Source organism: Actinomadura sp. 9N215 (genome assembly GCF_044326345.1).
Taxonomy (GTDB): domain Bacteria; phylum Actinomycetota; class Actinomycetes; order Streptosporangiales; family Streptosporangiaceae; genus Spirillospora.
Genome location: NZ_JBIRBA010000001.1, coordinates 299,897 through 314,615, shown reverse-complemented (window position 1 = coordinate 314,615; position 14,719 = coordinate 299,897). Strand labels below are relative to the sequence as shown.

Below are 14,719 nucleotides of genomic sequence, written 5' to 3'. Positions count from 1 at the left end.
CCGCGCAGGCCGGTGACAGGACCGTGCTGTGACCGCGCAGGCCGGGCCGCGTCCCGCCACGGCGCGGCGCGCGCCGGCGGCGAAGCCGCGGAAGGCCGACCGTGCGGCCAGGCACGCGTTCCGATCGCGCCGCGTGCGGCCCGCGATGGTCGGCGCGCTGCTGATGACGGCGGCCGGGACGCTCACCGCGATCGAGGTGATCTCGGCGTTGTTCGACCGTCCGGCACACGTGTTCCCGTACGGGTGGGTGAAGGACGCGGCGTGGGACGACTGGTACGCGCTCGCGATCTTCGGTGCCGTGGCGGGGGTGGGCCTGCTGTTCCTGCTGTCCGCGCTGCTGCCCGGCAAGTCCAAGATCGTCCCGCTGCGCGGCCGGGTGCCGAGCCTGATGATGGGGGTGAGCCGGCGCGGGTTGAAGGGCGCCGTCGCCGCGGCGGCGGAGGACGCGCCGGGCGTGTCGCGGGTGCGGCGGGTCCGGCTGCGCCGCCGCCGGGTGAAGGTGGTCGCGGAGACGCCCGTGCACGCGCCCGAGGGGTTGGACGCGGGCGTCGCGGAGGCGGTGCGCGAACGGCTCGGCGGGCTGCGGCCGCTGCCCGCCCGGTCCGTCTCGGTGCGGATGAAGCGGCGGGACCGGTGATGGACCGCCGTCCCGCGCACCTGAACCGCACCGGCCTGACTCTGCTCGGCGCCGTCATGGCGGTCGCCGGTGGCGCGGGCTTCGCGCGTGGCCTGGGCGCCTTTGGGGACGGACGGGCGTCCAGCCCTGTGCTCACCGGCGAGGCGCGCCGGTTCGCCGACGGGCACGGCTGGTTCTGGCCCGCGGTGGCCGCGGCGGCCGTCGTCCTGGCGCTGCTGGGTCTGGCGTGGCTGGTCGCGCAGGGGCGTTCCGGCAAGCTGGCGGGGCTCGCGATGGAGCCGGACGCCGACGCGGGCGCGACGCGCCTGTCGGCGAAGGCCGTCACGGGTGCGCTTGAGGACGAGATCGGGGAGTACCCGGGTGTGCGGAAGGTGCGGGCGCGGTTGATCGGCTCGTCCAGCCGTCCCGAACTGCGGTTGAAGGTCGCGTACGGGCGCGGCGCCGACGCCGCCGACCTGCGGCGGCGCATCGAGGACGAGGGCGTGCCCCGGCTGTGCGCCGCCCTCGAACGCGATTCGGTGCCCACGGTGGTGCGGCTGCGCCTGGTGCCGGGGGAGCAGCCCCCGACCGTCGTCTGACGCCTCCGCTGTCGTCTGGCGCCTCCGCCGTCTGGCGCGTCCCGCCGCACAAGTCTTACGGGCACTTTGAAGTTGTTTGAGGGCCTATAGCGGCTTGCGCGGCTAATGTCCGAAGTGAACCTGACGTCGAGGCCACGAGGAGGCACGCTTGTCCGACTCTGCACTTCCGGGCGGCTCCGCCGAGGGACTCTTCGACGCATGGAGGGAACAGACGGACCACAGCATGGGCCCCTCCCGCTGAGCGGCCCGATAGGCCCGGGGGACGCGGCGACCCGCCGCGACCCCCGGGCTCTTGTGTGAGCGGCGCCACGACACGAGTGGGTTGTGTTTTCCAACTTACTGATCGGATACTTCGAGAGTGAGTTGGAAAAACAGACGGAGGTGGGGATCATGCGGGACGCGGTGATCGTGGAGGCCGTGCGCACGCCGCTGGGCAAGGGCAAGCCGAACGGGGCGCTGCACGACGACCACCCCGCCGACCTCCTCGCACGGACGCTGAGGACGCTCGTCGAGCGCACCGGCCTCGACCCGGCGCAGGTGGACGACGTCATCGGCGGCGTCGTGACCCAGGTGGGCGACCAGGCGCTCAACGTCACCCGCACGGCCGTCCTCGCCGCCGGGTTCCCCGAGAGCGTCCCCGCCATGACGGTCGACCGGCAGTGCGGCTCGTCCCAGCAGGCCCTGCACATCGCGGCGCAGGGCGTGCAGAGCGGCGCGTACGACATCGCGATCGCCTGCGGCGTCGAGTCGATGTCGCGGGTGCCGATGGGGTCGGGCGTCCTGCCCGGCAGCGACCCGTTCGGTCCGACGCTCGGCGAGCGCTACCCCGGCGGCCTCGTCGGCCAGGGCATCAGCGCCGAGCTGATCGCCGCCCGCTGGAACCTGCCGCGCGAGGAACTCGACGCCTACGCGTACGAGTCGCACCGCCGCGCCGCCGAGGCGTGGAAGAACGGCGAGTTCGACCGCGAGGTCGCGTGGCCGGGGCAGCGGGACGAGACCGTCCGTCCGGACACCTCGCCCGAGGTCCTCGCGGGCCTCAAGCCCGCGTACTACGACGAGGGAACGGCCGAGCGGTTCCCCGAGATCGGCTGGAAGATCACCGCGGGCAACGCGTCGCCCGTCAACGACGGCGCCGCCGCCGTCCTGGTCATGGGCGCGGACGTCGCCGAACGCCTCGGCCTGCGCCCCCGCGCCCGCTTCCACGCGTTCGCCGTCACCGGCGACGACCCGCTGCTGATGCTCACCGCGATCATCCCGGCGACCGAGAAGGTCCTGCGGCGCGGCGGCCTCACCCTGGACGACGTCGACCTGTTCGAGGTGAACGAGGCGTTCGCGCCCGTCGTCCTCGCCTGGCAGCGCGAGACCGGCGCCGACCTGGCCCGCGTCAACGTCCGCGGCGGCGCGATCGCGATCGGCCACCCCCTCGGCGCCAGCGGCGCCCGCATCATGACGACGCTGCTGCACGCCCTCGAAGACCGGGGCGGACGGTTCGGCCTCCAGACCATGTGCGAGGCGGGCGGGCTGGCCAACGCCACCGTCATCGAGCGGCTCTGACGGCGGTTAGGCTGCCCGGTATGCCGAAGGACGCCGCGCCGCGCGAGTGCTCCATCGCCGACACGCTGGACCTGGTCGGCGAACGCTGGAGCCTGCTCGTGATCCGCGAGCTGAGCTACGGGGTGCGGCGCTTCGACCAGATCGTCCGGAACACGGGCGCGTCCCGCGACATCCTCACGTCCCGGCTCCGGAAGCTGGAGGCGAACCGCATCGTCCGGCGCGAGCGCTACAGCGACCACCCGGCCCGCTACGAGTACCACCTGACGTCCGCGGGCGTGGAGCTGTGCGACGTCCTCCTCGTGCTGATGAGGTGGGGCGACCGGCATCTGCATCCCGACGATCCGCCCGTCCGCTGGACGCATTCCTGCGGCCACGCGCTCAACCCCATGGTCATCTGCCGGCACTGCGGCAACGAGGCCCGCCCCGGCGCCCACTCCCCGACCGGCCGCGGCACCCTCACCTCCTGACACACCCCGTCCTCCTCACGCGCGCCGACCGGCGAAGCGCGCCGTCCTTGTGACGCGCGCCGTCCTTGTGACGTGCGCTGGCCTTGTGACGTGCGCTGGCCTTGTGACGTGCGCTGGCCTTGTGACGTGCGCTGACTTTCTGATGCACGCCAGCCTTGTGATGCGCGCCGAACTTCTGACGCGCGCCGAACTTCTGACGCATGTCGGCCGTGCCGTCGGCGAGGAACTCCAGGGCGGTGAGAATGGCGCCGCGCATCGCGAACTGTGCTCACATATCTTCCGTTCTAGGATCGATCGACCGAGGCAGAATACGATCGGTAACTTGGCCATATTCTGATTCAGAATATGGGTCAGCAGGTCATCGAGATAAGCCTGAGCATCCGCGGGTTTCGCCGACCTAAGCAGGTCGTGTTGAGCGTCCCGGCGGTGGTGAATGGGCTGGACGGCGAGGGTGTCACGCGGACGGCACGCGCGCGTCCTTGGGGCGCTCGTCGGTGATTCGTGGGCCTCGGCAAACGCTCATCTTCTTGAAACGATCGTGTCGTCCGGTCAATGCCGGGTCAAGGGGAGCGTGCCCTGTTACCCGGGATGTAATAAGTCAAGGCCCGCGGTTACTGATCTTCGTTCCGGCAAAGGTGCAGGAGGGTTCGCGATGTTCACCGGCATCGCGGGCCGAATTCGACATTGGCGCCGGATTCGCGGAGATCGGGGGGTCATGGCAAGGGTGAAGCGGGAGCACAACGGTCACGACGAGGCGGCGGACGCCGGCGTCCTGTCGTCGGAGGAGTACGCCGCCGAGCTCAGGGACGACGCGAGCGGCCTCACCTTCGGGGCGATGAGCTGCGGCGGCCCGGCCGAGGGGCTCGAACAGCACGTCTGCATGGGGCTGAACGCGTGCAACGCCTTCGACGTCGACGGCGGCGCCGCGATGGCCGGGACGGGGAACTGCGCGACCGTGCGCCATGTCTGTCACGGCGAGGGGCAGTGCCGCGGGCAGGGCGGCTGCGGCTACGCCGGGAACGACGAGCAGCAGTGGCGGCCCGGCGACCAGGCGTGCCGGTTCAACGGCAGCTGCGCCAGCCCGCTCAACGTCAGCCGCGTGTTCAGCTGCGGGCCGATGAAGGGCAAGAGCGTGTGGTTGCAGGCCAGGCGCATCATGGAAGACCGGATGTACCGGGCGGGGCTGGCGTTCGGCCCGTCCCCGTCGGAGGGCATCCCCGACGACATGCTGCCCGAGTACGACATCGACGACGGCCACGACCTGCCGCACACGCGGTCGGACGGCCATCGCCGGACGAGCTCGCGCAAGAGCACGTCCGCGACGGCCCGGAAGGGTGCCGCCAGGAAGCGTCGATGACGCCGCCGAGCGCCGGGGAACGGCCGCTCGGTTTCGGGCTGGGCCTGCGCGCGCCGCACCTGGACCACGTGCGGCGCCACCGGCCCGACGTCGGGTTCTTCGAGGTGATCTCGGAGAACTTCATGGACTGCGCGGGCGGACGCCGCCGCGCCCTGGACGCGATCGCCGACCGCTACCCGATCGTCCTGCACGGGGTGTCGCTGTCGATCGGCAGCACCGATCCGCTCGACTTCGGCTACCTGGCCCGGCTGCGGGACCTCGCCGAGGCCGTCCGGGCCCGGCTGGTGTCCGACCACGTCTGCTGGACGGGCGTCATGGGCCGCACCACCCACGACCTGCTGCCGCTGCCGTTCACCGAGGCGGCCCTGGCGCACGTCGTCGAACGGGTGCGCATCGTCCAGGACTATCTGGGACGCAGGCTGGTCTTGGAGAACCCGAGCACGTACGTCGGTTTCACCGCGTCCACCATGTCCGAGCCGGAGTTCATGGCCCGGCTCGCGGAGGACGCCGACTGCGGCCTGCTGCTGGACGTCAACAACGTCTACGTCTCCGCCGCCAACCACGACTACGACCCGGTCGACTACCTCGACGCGATCCCCCTGGACAAGGTGGAGCAGATCCACCTGGCCGGGCACACCGACTACGGCACGCACATCATCGACACCCATGACGGCCCGGTCACCGACGAGGTCTGGGACATGTACCGCCGCGTCGCCGAACGCCGCGAGGAGATCCCCACCCTGCTGGAGTGGGACGACAAGCTGCCCGCCTTCCCCGTCCTGGAGGCGGAACTCGCCAAGGCCCGTCGCATCGCCGCCAAGGCCCGGCCGCCCGCCGCCGCCGGGCCCATCGCCGCCGACGCTCGACCGCGACCCGCCGACGCTCGCCTGAGTGCCGCCGACGCTCGCCCGTGGCGGCCGCTCCGGGCCGGGGGCGGCCGCGATGCCTGAGGCGTCCGGCCTCGCCGGGCTCCAGCGGCTGGTGCAGACGGCGATCCTGGACCCGGACGGTGACCTGGATGAGGCGTCCCGCAAGCTCACCCCGTCCTCTGCGCTGACCGCCCGGGAGCGGCTGGCGATCTACTGGCGCGGCTACCGGCTGAGGCTGCTGGAGAACATGCGCGGCCTGCATCCCGGCCTGACGCATCTGCTGGGCGAGGAGATGTTCGACCGCTTCGCCCTGGACTATCTCGACGCCCGTCCGCCCAGCGCGTACTCGCTGTCCCGGCTGGACGAGGATTTCGCCGCCCACCTGTCGGCGACCCGGCCCGACGGCGCCCCGGGCCGGAGCCGCGAGGAATGGCCCGACCTGATCATCGACATGGCCCGGCTGGAACGCGTCGTCACCGAGGTCATGGAGGGCCCGGGCACCGAGGACGCCCCGCTCCCGCACCCGGACGACCTTCCGGGGCCCGCCGACCTCCCAGGCCTGCGTCCCGTGGTCGCGCCCTGCCTGCGCCTCCCGGAACTGGCGTTCCCCGTCCACGAGTACCTGGCGGCGGTCCGGCGCGGCGAGGACCCCGAACCGCCCGCGCCGCGTCCCGTCCGGCTGGCCGTCCACCGGCGGGACTACCGGGTCACGATGCGGGAACTCGGCCCCGCCGGCCACCGGGCGCTGCGGGCGCTGGCCGGAGGCGCCACGGTCGGCGCCGCGCTCGGCGACGTCGACGCCGCCCACGCCGCCGACCTCCTCCGCCGCTGGACCGGCCTCGGCTACTTCTCCCGCTTCCACGAACCCGGCGTCCACGCGCCCGGAAGCGGCACCACCACACCCACAGGAAAGGTTGCACGATGACCACCAAGACGATCCGCTCGGGGAACGGCAGGACGGCGACGAAGGCCCCGGCGACAGCGGCAAGGGCCGAGCCGATCCGGCGCCTCGACCCGGAGAAGGGCATCCAGAGCGTGCAGGACCTGGCCGACCACCTGCACGTCGCGGCCCAGGTGGAGCTGTCCACCATCCCGCTGTACCTGTACGCCACCTACTCGATCAAGACCCGCGGGCACTCCCAGTGGGCGGCGCCGCGCGGCGTGCTGCGCTCGCTGATCGGGATCTCGATCGAGGAGATGCTGCACCTGGCCCTCGTCCGCAACCTGATGGTCGCGATCGGGCACGGCGACCAGATCTCCTTCTACGACAAGGACTTCATCCCGAAATACCCGAGCCTGATGATGCACCGCTACAACCCCGACGACGAGGACGGCGCGGAGATCCTCCTGTCCCTCGAAAAGCTGTCCACGGACCATGTGAGCACGTTCCGCAGAATCGAGATGCCGGACGACGTGGAACCCGACGCGGTCACCTTCGAGGCGCATCCCAAGGCCGTCGGCCAGTACACCAGCCTGGGCGCGTTCTACCGCTCCATTGAGGCGGGCTTCTGCGACCTGGACGCCAAGAAGAAGATCAAATGGGCGCTCGGCGACGCGCGCAAGCAGTACAAGCGCGCCTTCTGGAACGAGTTCGGCAGCGGGAAGCCGATCCGCGTCCACAACCTGGACACCGCCCGCAAGGCGCTGAACATCATCATCGAGCAGGGCGAGGGGACCCTCAAGGACCGCCAGCACATCAAGGTCAAGCGCGGCATCGAGGACTTCACCCACTACGAGAAGTTCCTGCGCATCCAGCGGGGCGAGGAGGGCATCGGAGCCGTCGACGGCGACAAGTACGAGATCAGCATCGACGACCCGCGGGCCACCTGGCCCGTCGTGTCCGACCCGAGCGTGGAGGACTTCGATGACCAGCCGGGCGTCCACGCCCTGATGACGCTGTTCAACGCCGCCTACTGCTACACCCTGTGCATGCTGGACGAGATCTACCAGCACACCACCGACGACGTCGTCACGAAGAAGTACCCGGGCACCGACCGCGAGGAGCACTTCAGCCGCCGGTACGGGCTCGAACGCAACGGCGTCGCCATCATGCAGGGGGTCCTGTACCCCATCGCCCAGGCGCTCGTCACCACCCGGATCCCCGCGGGCTCGTGGAAGGGACTGCACGCCGCGCCGTCATTCGAGTTCTTCGATTTCTCGAAGGTGCAGAACCGCTCCAAGAAGCAGCAGCTCATCGACCTGTGCGACGCGGCCATCGACCATTTCCCGGACCTCGGCGGCTCGGACGGCATCCAACGCCAGATCAGCCTCCTCGCCGACATCTGACACCCGGAATCCCGATCGCCGCGGTCAGCATTCGATGACGTTGACGGCCAGGCCGCCGCGCGACGTCTCCTTGTATTTGTCGAGCATGTCGCGGCCGGTGTCGCGCATGGTCTTGATGGCCTTGTCGAGGGAGACGAAGTGGCGGCCGTCGCCGCGGAGGGAGATGCGGGCGGCGCTGATGGCCTTGATGGCGCCGACGGCGTTGCGTTCGATGCAGGGGACCTGGACGAGGCCGCCGACGGGGTCGCAGGTGAGGCCGAGGTTGTGCTCGATGCCGATCTCGGCTGCGTTCTCGACCTGTTCGGGGGTGCCGCCGAGGACCTCGGTGAGGCCGGCGGCGGCCATGGAGCAGGCGGAGCCGACCTCGCCCTGGCAGCCGACCTCGGCGCCGGAGATGGAGGCGTTCTGCTTGAACAGGACGCCGATCGCGCCCGCGGTGAGGAGGAAGCGGACGACGCCCTCGTCGTCGTGGCCGGGGACGAAGCGGTCGTAGTAGTGCAGGACGGCCGGGACGATGCCGGCGGCGCCGTTGGTGGGGGCGGTGACGATGCGCCCCCCCGCGGCGTTCTCCTCGTTGACGGCGAGGGCGTAGAGGGTGACCCAGTCCATGGCGTGCAGGGGGTCGGACGGCTTCTCGACCGAGAGCTGGCGGTGGAGCTGGGGCGCGCGGCGGCGCACTTTGAGGCCGCCGGGGAGGAGGCCCTCGCGGGTGTAGCCCCGGGCGACGCAGGCGCGCATCACGTCCCAGAGGTCGAGGAGCCCCTGGCGGATCTCCTCGGGTGAGCGGCCGAACGCCTTCTCGTTCTCCAGCATCAGCGCGGAAATGGAAAGGCCCGTGTCGCGGCAGCGTTCGAGGAGTTCGGCGGCCGTGTCGAACGGGTGGGGCAGGACGGTGTCGTCGGGTTTGATGCGGTCGGCGCCGGTGGCGTTCTCGTCCAGGATGAAGCCGCCGCCGACCGAGTAGTACACCTTCGTGCGCAGTTCGTTGCCCGAGTCGTCGAATGCGGTGAAGCGCATTCCGTTGGGGTGGCCGGGGAGCGATTCCTTGCGTTCGAAAATGAGGTGCTCGTTGACGGCGAACGGAATGTCGTGGTCGTTGAAGAGGTGGAGCGTTCCGCGCTCGCGGATCGCCTCCAGGCGTTCGTCGACCTTGTCCACGTCGACGAGTTCGGGTTTGTCGCCTTCGAGGCCGAGGATGACGGCCTTGTCGCTGCCGTGGCCCTTTCCGGTGAGGCCGAGCGAGCCGTAGAGGGTGGCGTGGACGGTCGCCGTCTTCTCCAGAAGGCCGTCGTGGTGCAGTCCGCGGGCGAAGCGGTGCGCGGCGGCCATGGGTCCGCCGGTGTGGGACGACGAAGGCCCGATGCCGATCTTGAAGAGGTCGAAAACGCTGATGGCCATTGCTACCCCTTTGTAGCTGCGCCCCCTCGCCGGTGAGCGAGGGGGCGCGGAGAAATCACAGGTCGGGATACAGGGGATGCTTGTCAGCCAGGGCCTTCGTGCGCGCCGACAGGGCGTCGCGGTCGAAGGACGGCTGCAGCGCCAGCGCGATGACGTCGGCGACCTCCGCGAAGTCGCCGGCGGTGAAGCCGCGGGTCGCGAGGGCGGGCGTGCCGATCCGGAGCCCGGACGTCACCATCGGCGGCCGCGGGTCGTTGGGGACGGCGTTGCGGTTGACGGTGATGCCGATGTCGTGCAGGCGGTCCTCGGCGTCGCGTCCGGTGAGGTCGGAGCCGACGAGGTCGACCAGCACGAGGTGCACGTCCGTCCCGCCGGTCAGGACCTTGACGCCGGCCTTCGCGGAGTCCTCGGCGAGGAGGCGGTCGGCGAGCAGCCGGGCGCCCTCGACGGTGCGCTCCTGCCGGGCGCGGAACTCGTCCGACGCGGCGATCTTCAGCGCGACGGCCTTGGCGGCGATCACATGCTCCAGCGGGCCGCCCTGCATGCCGGGGAACACCGCCGAGTTGATCTTCTTGCCGTACTCCTCGCGGGCGAGGATCAGCCCGCCGCGCGGGCCGCCGAGCGTCTTGTGCGTCGTGGTCGTGACGATGTCCGCGTACGGGACGGGCGACGGGTGCAGCCCCGCCGCGACGAGCCCCGCGAAGTGCGCCATGTCGACCATGAGCAGCGCCCCGACCGCGTCGGCGACCGCCCGGAACGCCGCGAAGTCCAGCTGCCGCGGGTACGCCGACCAGCCCGCCACGATCATCTTCGGGCGGTGCTCGGCGGCGAGCGCGGCGACCTCGTCCATGTCGACGAGGCCGTCCTCGCCGCGGACGTGGTACGGCACCACGTTCAGCGTCTTGCCGGAGTAGTTCAGCCGCATCCCGTGCGTGAGGTGCCCGCCGTGCGCGAGGTCGAGCCCGAGGATCGTGTCCCCGTGTTGCAGCAGCGCGAAGTACACCGCCGTGTTGGCCTGCGCGCCGCTGTGCGGCTGGACGTTCGCGTGCTCCGCGCCGAACAGCGCCTTGGCCCGGTCGATCGCGAGCTGCTCGGTGACGTCGACGAACTCGCAGCCGCCGTAGTACCGCCTGCCGGGGTACCCCTCCGCGTACTTGTTCGTCAGGACGGAGCCCTGCGCCTCCAGCACCGACACGGGCGCGAAGTTCTCCGACGCGATCATTTCGAGGGTGGACTGCTGCCGCCGCAGCTCGGCGGCGACGGCCTCGGCCACCTCCGGGTCGGCGGCGGCGAGCGGGTCGTGCAGGCGCACCGGTCAGGCCTCCTCGATCAGCTTCTCGTAGGCCACGGAGTCGAGCAGGTCGCCCGGCTCGTCCGACACCCGGACCTTGAAGATCCAGCCCTCGCCGTACGGGTCGTCGTTGATCACCTTCGGCTCGTCCACCACCGCGCTGTTGATCGCGGTGACCTCGCCGCTGACCGGCGAGTAGATGTCGCTGACCGACTTCGTCGACTCGACCTCGCCGCACGGCTCGCCCGCCTCGACGGCGTCGCCCTCGGACGGCTGCAGCTCAAGGTAGACGATCTCTCCGAGGGCGTCGGCGGCGTGCGCGGTGATGCCGATGGTGACGATGCCGCCGTCTGATGCTGAACCAGCCGGGCCGAGGCCCGACACCCATTCGTGCTCTTCGCTGTAGCGGAGCTGCTCCGGAACGCTCACGATCACTTCTCTCTCTTCACTGCGGGGGCTCCCCCCGAACTTCAGGAACGCTTGTAGAACGGCAGGGGCACCACGTCCACCGGCTCGTGCCGGCCGCGGACGTCCACGGCGAGGCCGGTCTCCGCGGCGCCGCTGTCGAGGTACGCCATGGCGATCGGTTCGCCCAGTGTCGGGGACGGCGCGCCGCTCGTCACGATCCCGCACGGCGCGCCGCCGGACGTGACGACCCGGTACCCCTTGCGCGGGGCGCGCCGCCCCTGCGCCACCAGACCCACGAGCCTACGGCCCGGCGGGGTCTGCGCCACCGCTGCCAGGGCCGACTTCCCCACGAAGTCGCCCGGCTTGTCCAGCTTCACGACCCGGCCGAGGCCCGCCTCGAACGGCGTCGTCTCGGCGGTCAGCTCGTTGCCGTACAGCGGCATGCCCGCTTCGAGGCGCAGCGTGTCGCGCGCCGACAGGCCGGCGGGGACGACCCCGTCCACCCGTTCGAGCGCCTTCCACAGCGGGACGGCGTCGGCCGCGTCCACGAACAACTCGAAGCCGTCCTCCCCGGTGTAGCCGGTGCGGGCGACGAGCGCGTCGACGTCCGCGACCCGTCCGGCGAGGATCGCGTAGTACTTGAGGTCGGCCAGCGGCGCGCCGGTGAAACCTTCGAGAATCTCCTGTGAACGCGGCCCTTGCAGCGCGATCAGCGCATAAGAGGCGGACCGGTCGTCGACGGCGGCCTCGTAGCCTGCGGCCCGCTCGGCCAGCGCGTCCCGGACGACGTCGGCGTTGGCGGCGTTCGCCACGACCATCCACGTGGCCTCCGCGAGCCGGTAGACGATCAGGTCGTCGAGGACGCCGCCGTCCGGCGCGCAGATCATCGTGTAGCGGGCCTTGCCGACGGGCATCGCCGCGAGCTTCCCGACCAGCGCGTGGTCGAGCGCGTCGCCCGCGCCGGGGCCGGAGAGGAAGATCTCTCCCATGTGCGACAGGTCGAACAGCCCGGCGCCGGTGCGGACCGCCTGGTGCTCGGCGGTCTCGCTCCTGTAGCGCAGCGGCATCAGGTATCCGGCGAAGTCCACGAGGTTCGCGCCGAGGTCCACATGGACGTCGTGCAGCGGCGTCTTCCTGGGACTTCCCGGGGTGTCGGCGCTCTCCGGGTCGGCGGCGGTCTCCGCGTTCTTCGCGCTTTTCGCGGGCGGATCGGCGGGCATGGGTTCGGCTCCTTCGTCACGGGCACGCGTGGTCCATCGTCCCACTCGCGCACCGGGCGTCTCGGCGCCTCCCCCTCTGTCATCGGCGCCTGAGAGCTTCACCCATCTCCATGGACGGGCTTGCACCTTCGGCGGGGGACAGGGTCCCCGCTTTCCAGAGGTTGCCTCGCCCGTGCGGTCCGTGGGCCTGAGAGGTTCCGGGGAGGGGTTGCTCCTTCGGCGTCCCCCACCGGCTGCGAGGGACTCTCCCGCACGGGATCATCGGCTGTTGCGGGCCAGGCTAGCAGCGGCTTCGCCGTGCGACCACCCGCCGCCCGGCCGATCCCGCGGGTCGGGCCGGGCGGTCAGTGGGGGGTGACGTAGGCGCCGGAGATGCCGCCGTCGACGAGGAACTCCGAGGCGGTGATGAAGGACGCGTCGTCCGAGGCCAGGAACGCGACGGCGGCGGCGATCTCGGACGCCTCGGCGAACCGTCCGACCGGGATGTGCACGAGCCGCCGCGCCGCGCGCTCCGGGTCCTTCGCGAACAGCTCCCGCAGGAGCGGCGTGTCGACCGGCCCCGGGCACAGCGCGTTCACCCGGACGCCCTGCCGCGCGAACTGCACGCCCAGCTCCCGCGACATCGCCAGGACGCCGCCCTTCGACGCGGTGTAGGACACCTGCGACGTCGCCGCGCCCATCACCGCGACGAACGACGCCGTGTTGATGATCGAGCCCTTGCCCTGGTCGAGCATGTACGGGATGACGTGCTTGCAGCACAGGTACACGCCGGTGAGGTTGACGTCCTGGACGCGCTTCCACGCCTCCAGGCCCGTCTTCAGGATCGAGTCGTCGTCCGGCGGCGAGATGCCCGCGTTGTTGAATGCGACGTCGATGCGGCCGCAGGCGTCGTGGACGGTCCGGAAGAGCGCGGCCACGTCGTCCTCGCTGGTGACGTCGGCCTTGACGTACAGGCCGTCCAGTTCTTTCGCCGCGGCCTTGCCGGGGGTCTCGTCGACGTCGGCGACGACGACCCGCGCGCCCTCGGCGGCGAAGCGGCGCGCGGTGGCGAGGCCGATGCCGCTGGCGCCGCCGGTGACGACGGCCACCCGGCCCTCAAGCCGCCGCATCGGTGTCGCTGCGGTTTCCGTCGCTGCGGTTTCCGTCGTTTCGGTTCCTGTCGCTCCGGCTGCCGTCGCTCCGGCTCCTGTCACGCTGGCTCACTCCTCGGTGGCGATGAAGACGTTCTTCGTCTCGGTGAACGCGTCGAGCGCGTCTGGGCCGAGCTCCCGTCCGAGGCCCGACCGCTTGAACCCGCCGAACGGCGTCCAGTATCGGACGGACGAGTGCGAGTTCACCGACAGGTTCCCGGCCTCGACGGCGCGGGAGGCGCGCAGGGCCCGTCCGACGTCGCGGGTCCAGATCGACCCGGACAGGCCGTACGGAGTGTCGTTGGCGAGCCGGATCGCGTCGGCCTCGTCCTCGAACGGGACGACGGTGACGACCGGCCCGAAGACCTCGTCGTGCCAGGCCGGCAGGGTCCCGGGGGACGTGGTGGCGAGGACGGTCGGCGGGAACCAGAATCCCGGCCCCGCGGGCGCGGCGCCGCGGATCACCACGGGCGCGTCCGCCGGGACGTACGAGGCGACCTTCGCCCGGTGGGCGGCGCTGATCAGCGGCCCCATCTCGGTGTTCTCGTTCCGCGGATCGCCGACGACGACCCCTTGGACGGCCGGTTCCAGCAGTTCGAGGAACCGGTCGTACACCGGGCGCTCGACCAGGACGCGGGAGCGGGCGCAGCAGTCCTGCCCGGCGTTGTCGAACACGGCGTACGGCGCGGTCGCGGCCGCCTTCTCCAGGTCGGCGTCGGCGAACACGATGTTCGCGTTCTTGCCGCCGAGCTCCAGCGTCAGCCGCTTCACGCCCGGCGCGCACGCCGCCATGATCTCCGTCCCGACCCGGGTGGAGCCGGTGAACACGACCTTCCGGACGTCCGGATGCTCGACCAGGCGCCGTCCGGCCACCGGGCCCGCGCCCGGCAGCACCTGCAGCACGTCCTCGGGCAGGCCCGCGTCCAGCGCCAGCTCGCCGACCCGCAGCGCCGTCAGCGGCGTCAGCTCCGCCGGCTTGACGATCACGGTGTTGCCCGCCGCGAGCGCCGGAGCCAGCCCCCACCCCATGATCGGCATCGGGAAGTTCCACGGGACGATCACGGCGACGACGCCGAGGGGCTCCGCGAACGTGACGTTCAGCCCGCCCGCCACCGGGATCTGCCGTCCGGCGAGCCGTTCGGGCGCCGCCGCGTAGTAGTGCAGGACGTCCCGCAGGTTCCCCGCCTCCCAGCGCGCCTGCGCCACCGGGTGCCCCGCGTTGCGGACCTCCAGCGCGGCGAGCTCGTCCACGTGCGCGTCGACGAGCTCGGCGAACCGCCGCAGCAGCCGCGCCCGGTCCCCGGGCGCCACGCCCCGCCACCCCGCGAACGCCCGCCGGGCCCGCTCCACCGCCGCGTCCGCCTCCCCGGCGGACGCCATCCGGACGGTCTCGACGACCTCCTCGGTCGCCGGATCCACCACGTCGAATCCGCTCGCGCCGGCCCCTGTTTCGGCGCGGTCGGGTTCGCTGGAAATGGTCACTTTCCCCCCTGGGTGTGCGGCGGCCCCGAGCTGGATCGCGGG

The 14,719-nt window shown here is 71.4% G+C and carries 15 protein-coding genes and 1 riboswitch; of the genes, 8 read left to right on the top strand and 7 right to left on the bottom strand.

The window, feature by feature from the left end:
* Positions 1–28 precede the first annotated feature (28 nt).
* The 4 genes from ACH34T_RS01435 (at position 29) to ACH34T_RS01420 (ending at position 3,236) form a co-directional block, all read left to right on the top strand.
* Positions 29–637, top strand: coding sequence for a DUF6286 domain-containing protein (locus tag ACH34T_RS01435; protein ID WP_395990062.1), 609 nt, complete (start codon positions 29–31; stop codon positions 635–637).
* Positions 637–1,215 carry an alkaline shock response membrane anchor protein AmaP gene (locus ACH34T_RS01430; RefSeq protein WP_395990061.1) on the top strand — a complete coding sequence of 193 codons (579 nt, stop codon included), beginning with the start codon at positions 637–639 and terminating at the stop codon, positions 1,213–1,215. The genes ACH34T_RS01435 and ACH34T_RS01430 overlap by 1 nt, the downstream gene beginning before the upstream one ends.
* Positions 1,216–1,605: 390 nt before the next feature.
* Positions 1,606–2,769, top strand: a complete 1,164-nt coding sequence (locus ACH34T_RS01425) for a thiolase family protein (protein ID WP_395990060.1) — start codon at positions 1,606–1,608, stop codon at positions 2,767–2,769.
* Positions 2,770–2,789: 20 nt separating this feature from the next.
* Entirely contained in the window at positions 2,790–3,236 is a 447-nt protein-coding gene (locus ACH34T_RS01420) for a winged helix-turn-helix transcriptional regulator (protein WP_395990059.1), read from the top strand.
* Here the strand turns inward: ACH34T_RS01420 and ACH34T_RS01415 are convergent.
* Complete coding sequence (locus tag ACH34T_RS01415; protein ID WP_395990058.1) at positions 3,226–3,492, bottom strand: hypothetical protein; 267 nt, start codon at positions 3,490–3,492, stop codon at positions 3,226–3,228. The genes ACH34T_RS01420 and ACH34T_RS01415 overlap by 11 nt on opposite strands.
* Before the next feature lie 459 nt (positions 3,493–3,951).
* Between ACH34T_RS01415 and ACH34T_RS01410 the strand changes: the two genes are divergently transcribed.
* Genes ACH34T_RS01410 through ACH34T_RS01395 form a run of 4 tightly spaced genes read left to right on the top strand, consistent with a single transcriptional unit; the run spans position 3,952 to position 7,748 of the window.
* Positions 3,952–4,593 (top strand): hypothetical protein, encoded by a 642-nt coding sequence (locus tag ACH34T_RS01410; RefSeq protein WP_395990057.1) that lies wholly within the window; start codon positions 3,952–3,954, stop codon positions 4,591–4,593.
* A complete protein-coding gene (locus tag ACH34T_RS01405) occupies positions 4,590–5,543 on the top strand; it encodes a DUF692 domain-containing protein (protein WP_395990056.1) in 954 nt (317 codons plus the stop codon). The genes ACH34T_RS01410 and ACH34T_RS01405 overlap by 4 nt, the downstream gene beginning before the upstream one ends.
* Positions 5,536–6,387 carry a putative DNA-binding domain-containing protein gene (locus tag ACH34T_RS01400; RefSeq protein ID WP_395990055.1) on the top strand — a complete coding sequence of 284 codons (852 nt, stop codon included), beginning with the start codon at positions 5,536–5,538 and terminating at the stop codon, positions 6,385–6,387. Before ACH34T_RS01405 ends, ACH34T_RS01400 begins: the two co-directional genes overlap by 8 nt.
* Entirely contained in the window at positions 6,384–7,748 is a 1,365-nt protein-coding gene (locus ACH34T_RS01395; protein WP_395990054.1) for a ferritin-like protein, read from the top strand. The genes ACH34T_RS01400 and ACH34T_RS01395 overlap by 4 nt, the downstream gene beginning before the upstream one ends.
* Positions 7,749–7,772: 24 nt before the next feature.
* On the opposite strand, the gene ACH34T_RS01390 is transcribed toward ACH34T_RS01395, so the two are convergent.
* From ACH34T_RS01390 to ACH34T_RS01365, 6 genes are all read right to left on the bottom strand, one after another.
* Positions 7,773–9,146: an L-serine ammonia-lyase gene (locus ACH34T_RS01390; protein WP_395990053.1), complete on the bottom strand. Its 1,374-nt coding sequence runs from the start codon at positions 9,144–9,146 to the stop codon at positions 7,773–7,775.
* 55 nt (positions 9,147–9,201) lie between these two features.
* Positions 9,202–10,458 (bottom strand): serine hydroxymethyltransferase, encoded by a 1,257-nt coding sequence (gene glyA / locus ACH34T_RS01385; protein ID WP_395990052.1) that lies wholly within the window; start codon positions 10,456–10,458, stop codon positions 9,202–9,204.
* Between the two features lie 3 nt (positions 10,459–10,461).
* Positions 10,462–10,866 carry a glycine cleavage system protein GcvH gene (gene gcvH / locus ACH34T_RS01380; RefSeq protein ID WP_395990051.1) on the bottom strand — a complete coding sequence of 135 codons (405 nt, stop codon included), beginning with the start codon at positions 10,864–10,866 and terminating at the stop codon, positions 10,462–10,464.
* 41 nt (positions 10,867–10,907) lie between these two features.
* Complete coding sequence (gene gcvT, locus ACH34T_RS01375) at positions 10,908–12,065, bottom strand: glycine cleavage system aminomethyltransferase GcvT (protein WP_395990050.1); 1,158 nt, start codon at positions 12,063–12,065, stop codon at positions 10,908–10,910.
* 165 nt (positions 12,066–12,230) lie between these two features.
* Positions 12,231–12,326: riboswitch (glycine riboswitch) on the bottom strand.
* An 83-nt stretch (positions 12,327–12,409) separates the two neighbouring features.
* Complete coding sequence (locus ACH34T_RS01370) at positions 12,410–13,174, bottom strand: 3-oxoacyl-ACP reductase (RefSeq protein WP_395990049.1); 765 nt, start codon at positions 13,172–13,174, stop codon at positions 12,410–12,412.
* A gap of 90 nt (positions 13,175–13,264) precedes the next feature.
* The gene (locus ACH34T_RS01365; RefSeq protein ID WP_395990345.1) at positions 13,265–14,671 is read right to left on the bottom strand and encodes an aldehyde dehydrogenase family protein; all 1,407 of its coding nucleotides are present in this window, start codon (positions 14,669–14,671) and stop codon (positions 13,265–13,267) included.
* Positions 14,672–14,719: the final 48 nt, after the last annotated feature.

Coding starts and splice junctions, on each gene's coding strand:
- ACH34T_RS01425 (WP_395990060.1), top strand. CDS start 1,606: ATGCGGGACGCGGTGATCGTGGAGGCCGTGCGCACGCCGCTGGGCAAG.
- ACH34T_RS01390 (WP_395990053.1), bottom strand. CDS start 9,146: ATGGCCATCAGCGTTTTCGACCTCTTCAAGATCGGCATCGGGCCTTCG.
- ACH34T_RS01410 (WP_395990057.1), top strand. CDS start 3,952: ATGGCAAGGGTGAAGCGGGAGCACAACGGTCACGACGAGGCGGCGGAC.
- ACH34T_RS01430 (WP_395990061.1), top strand. CDS start 637: ATGGACCGCCGTCCCGCGCACCTGAACCGCACCGGCCTGACTCTGCTC.
- ACH34T_RS01415 (WP_395990058.1), bottom strand. CDS start 3,492: ATGCGCGGCGCCATTCTCACCGCCCTGGAGTTCCTCGCCGACGGCACG.
- ACH34T_RS01395 (WP_395990054.1), top strand. CDS start 6,384: ATGACCACCAAGACGATCCGCTCGGGGAACGGCAGGACGGCGACGAAG.
- ACH34T_RS01420 (WP_395990059.1), top strand. CDS start 2,790: ATGCCGAAGGACGCCGCGCCGCGCGAGTGCTCCATCGCCGACACGCTG.
- gcvT (WP_395990050.1), bottom strand. CDS start 12,065: ATGCCCGCCGATCCGCCCGCGAAAAGCGCGAAGAACGCGGAGACCGCC.
- ACH34T_RS01370 (WP_395990049.1), bottom strand. CDS start 13,174: ATGCGGCGGCTTGAGGGCCGGGTGGCCGTCGTCACCGGCGGCGCCAGC.
- ACH34T_RS01405 (WP_395990056.1), top strand. CDS start 4,590: ATGACGCCGCCGAGCGCCGGGGAACGGCCGCTCGGTTTCGGGCTGGGC.
- ACH34T_RS01400 (WP_395990055.1), top strand. CDS start 5,536: ATGCCTGAGGCGTCCGGCCTCGCCGGGCTCCAGCGGCTGGTGCAGACG.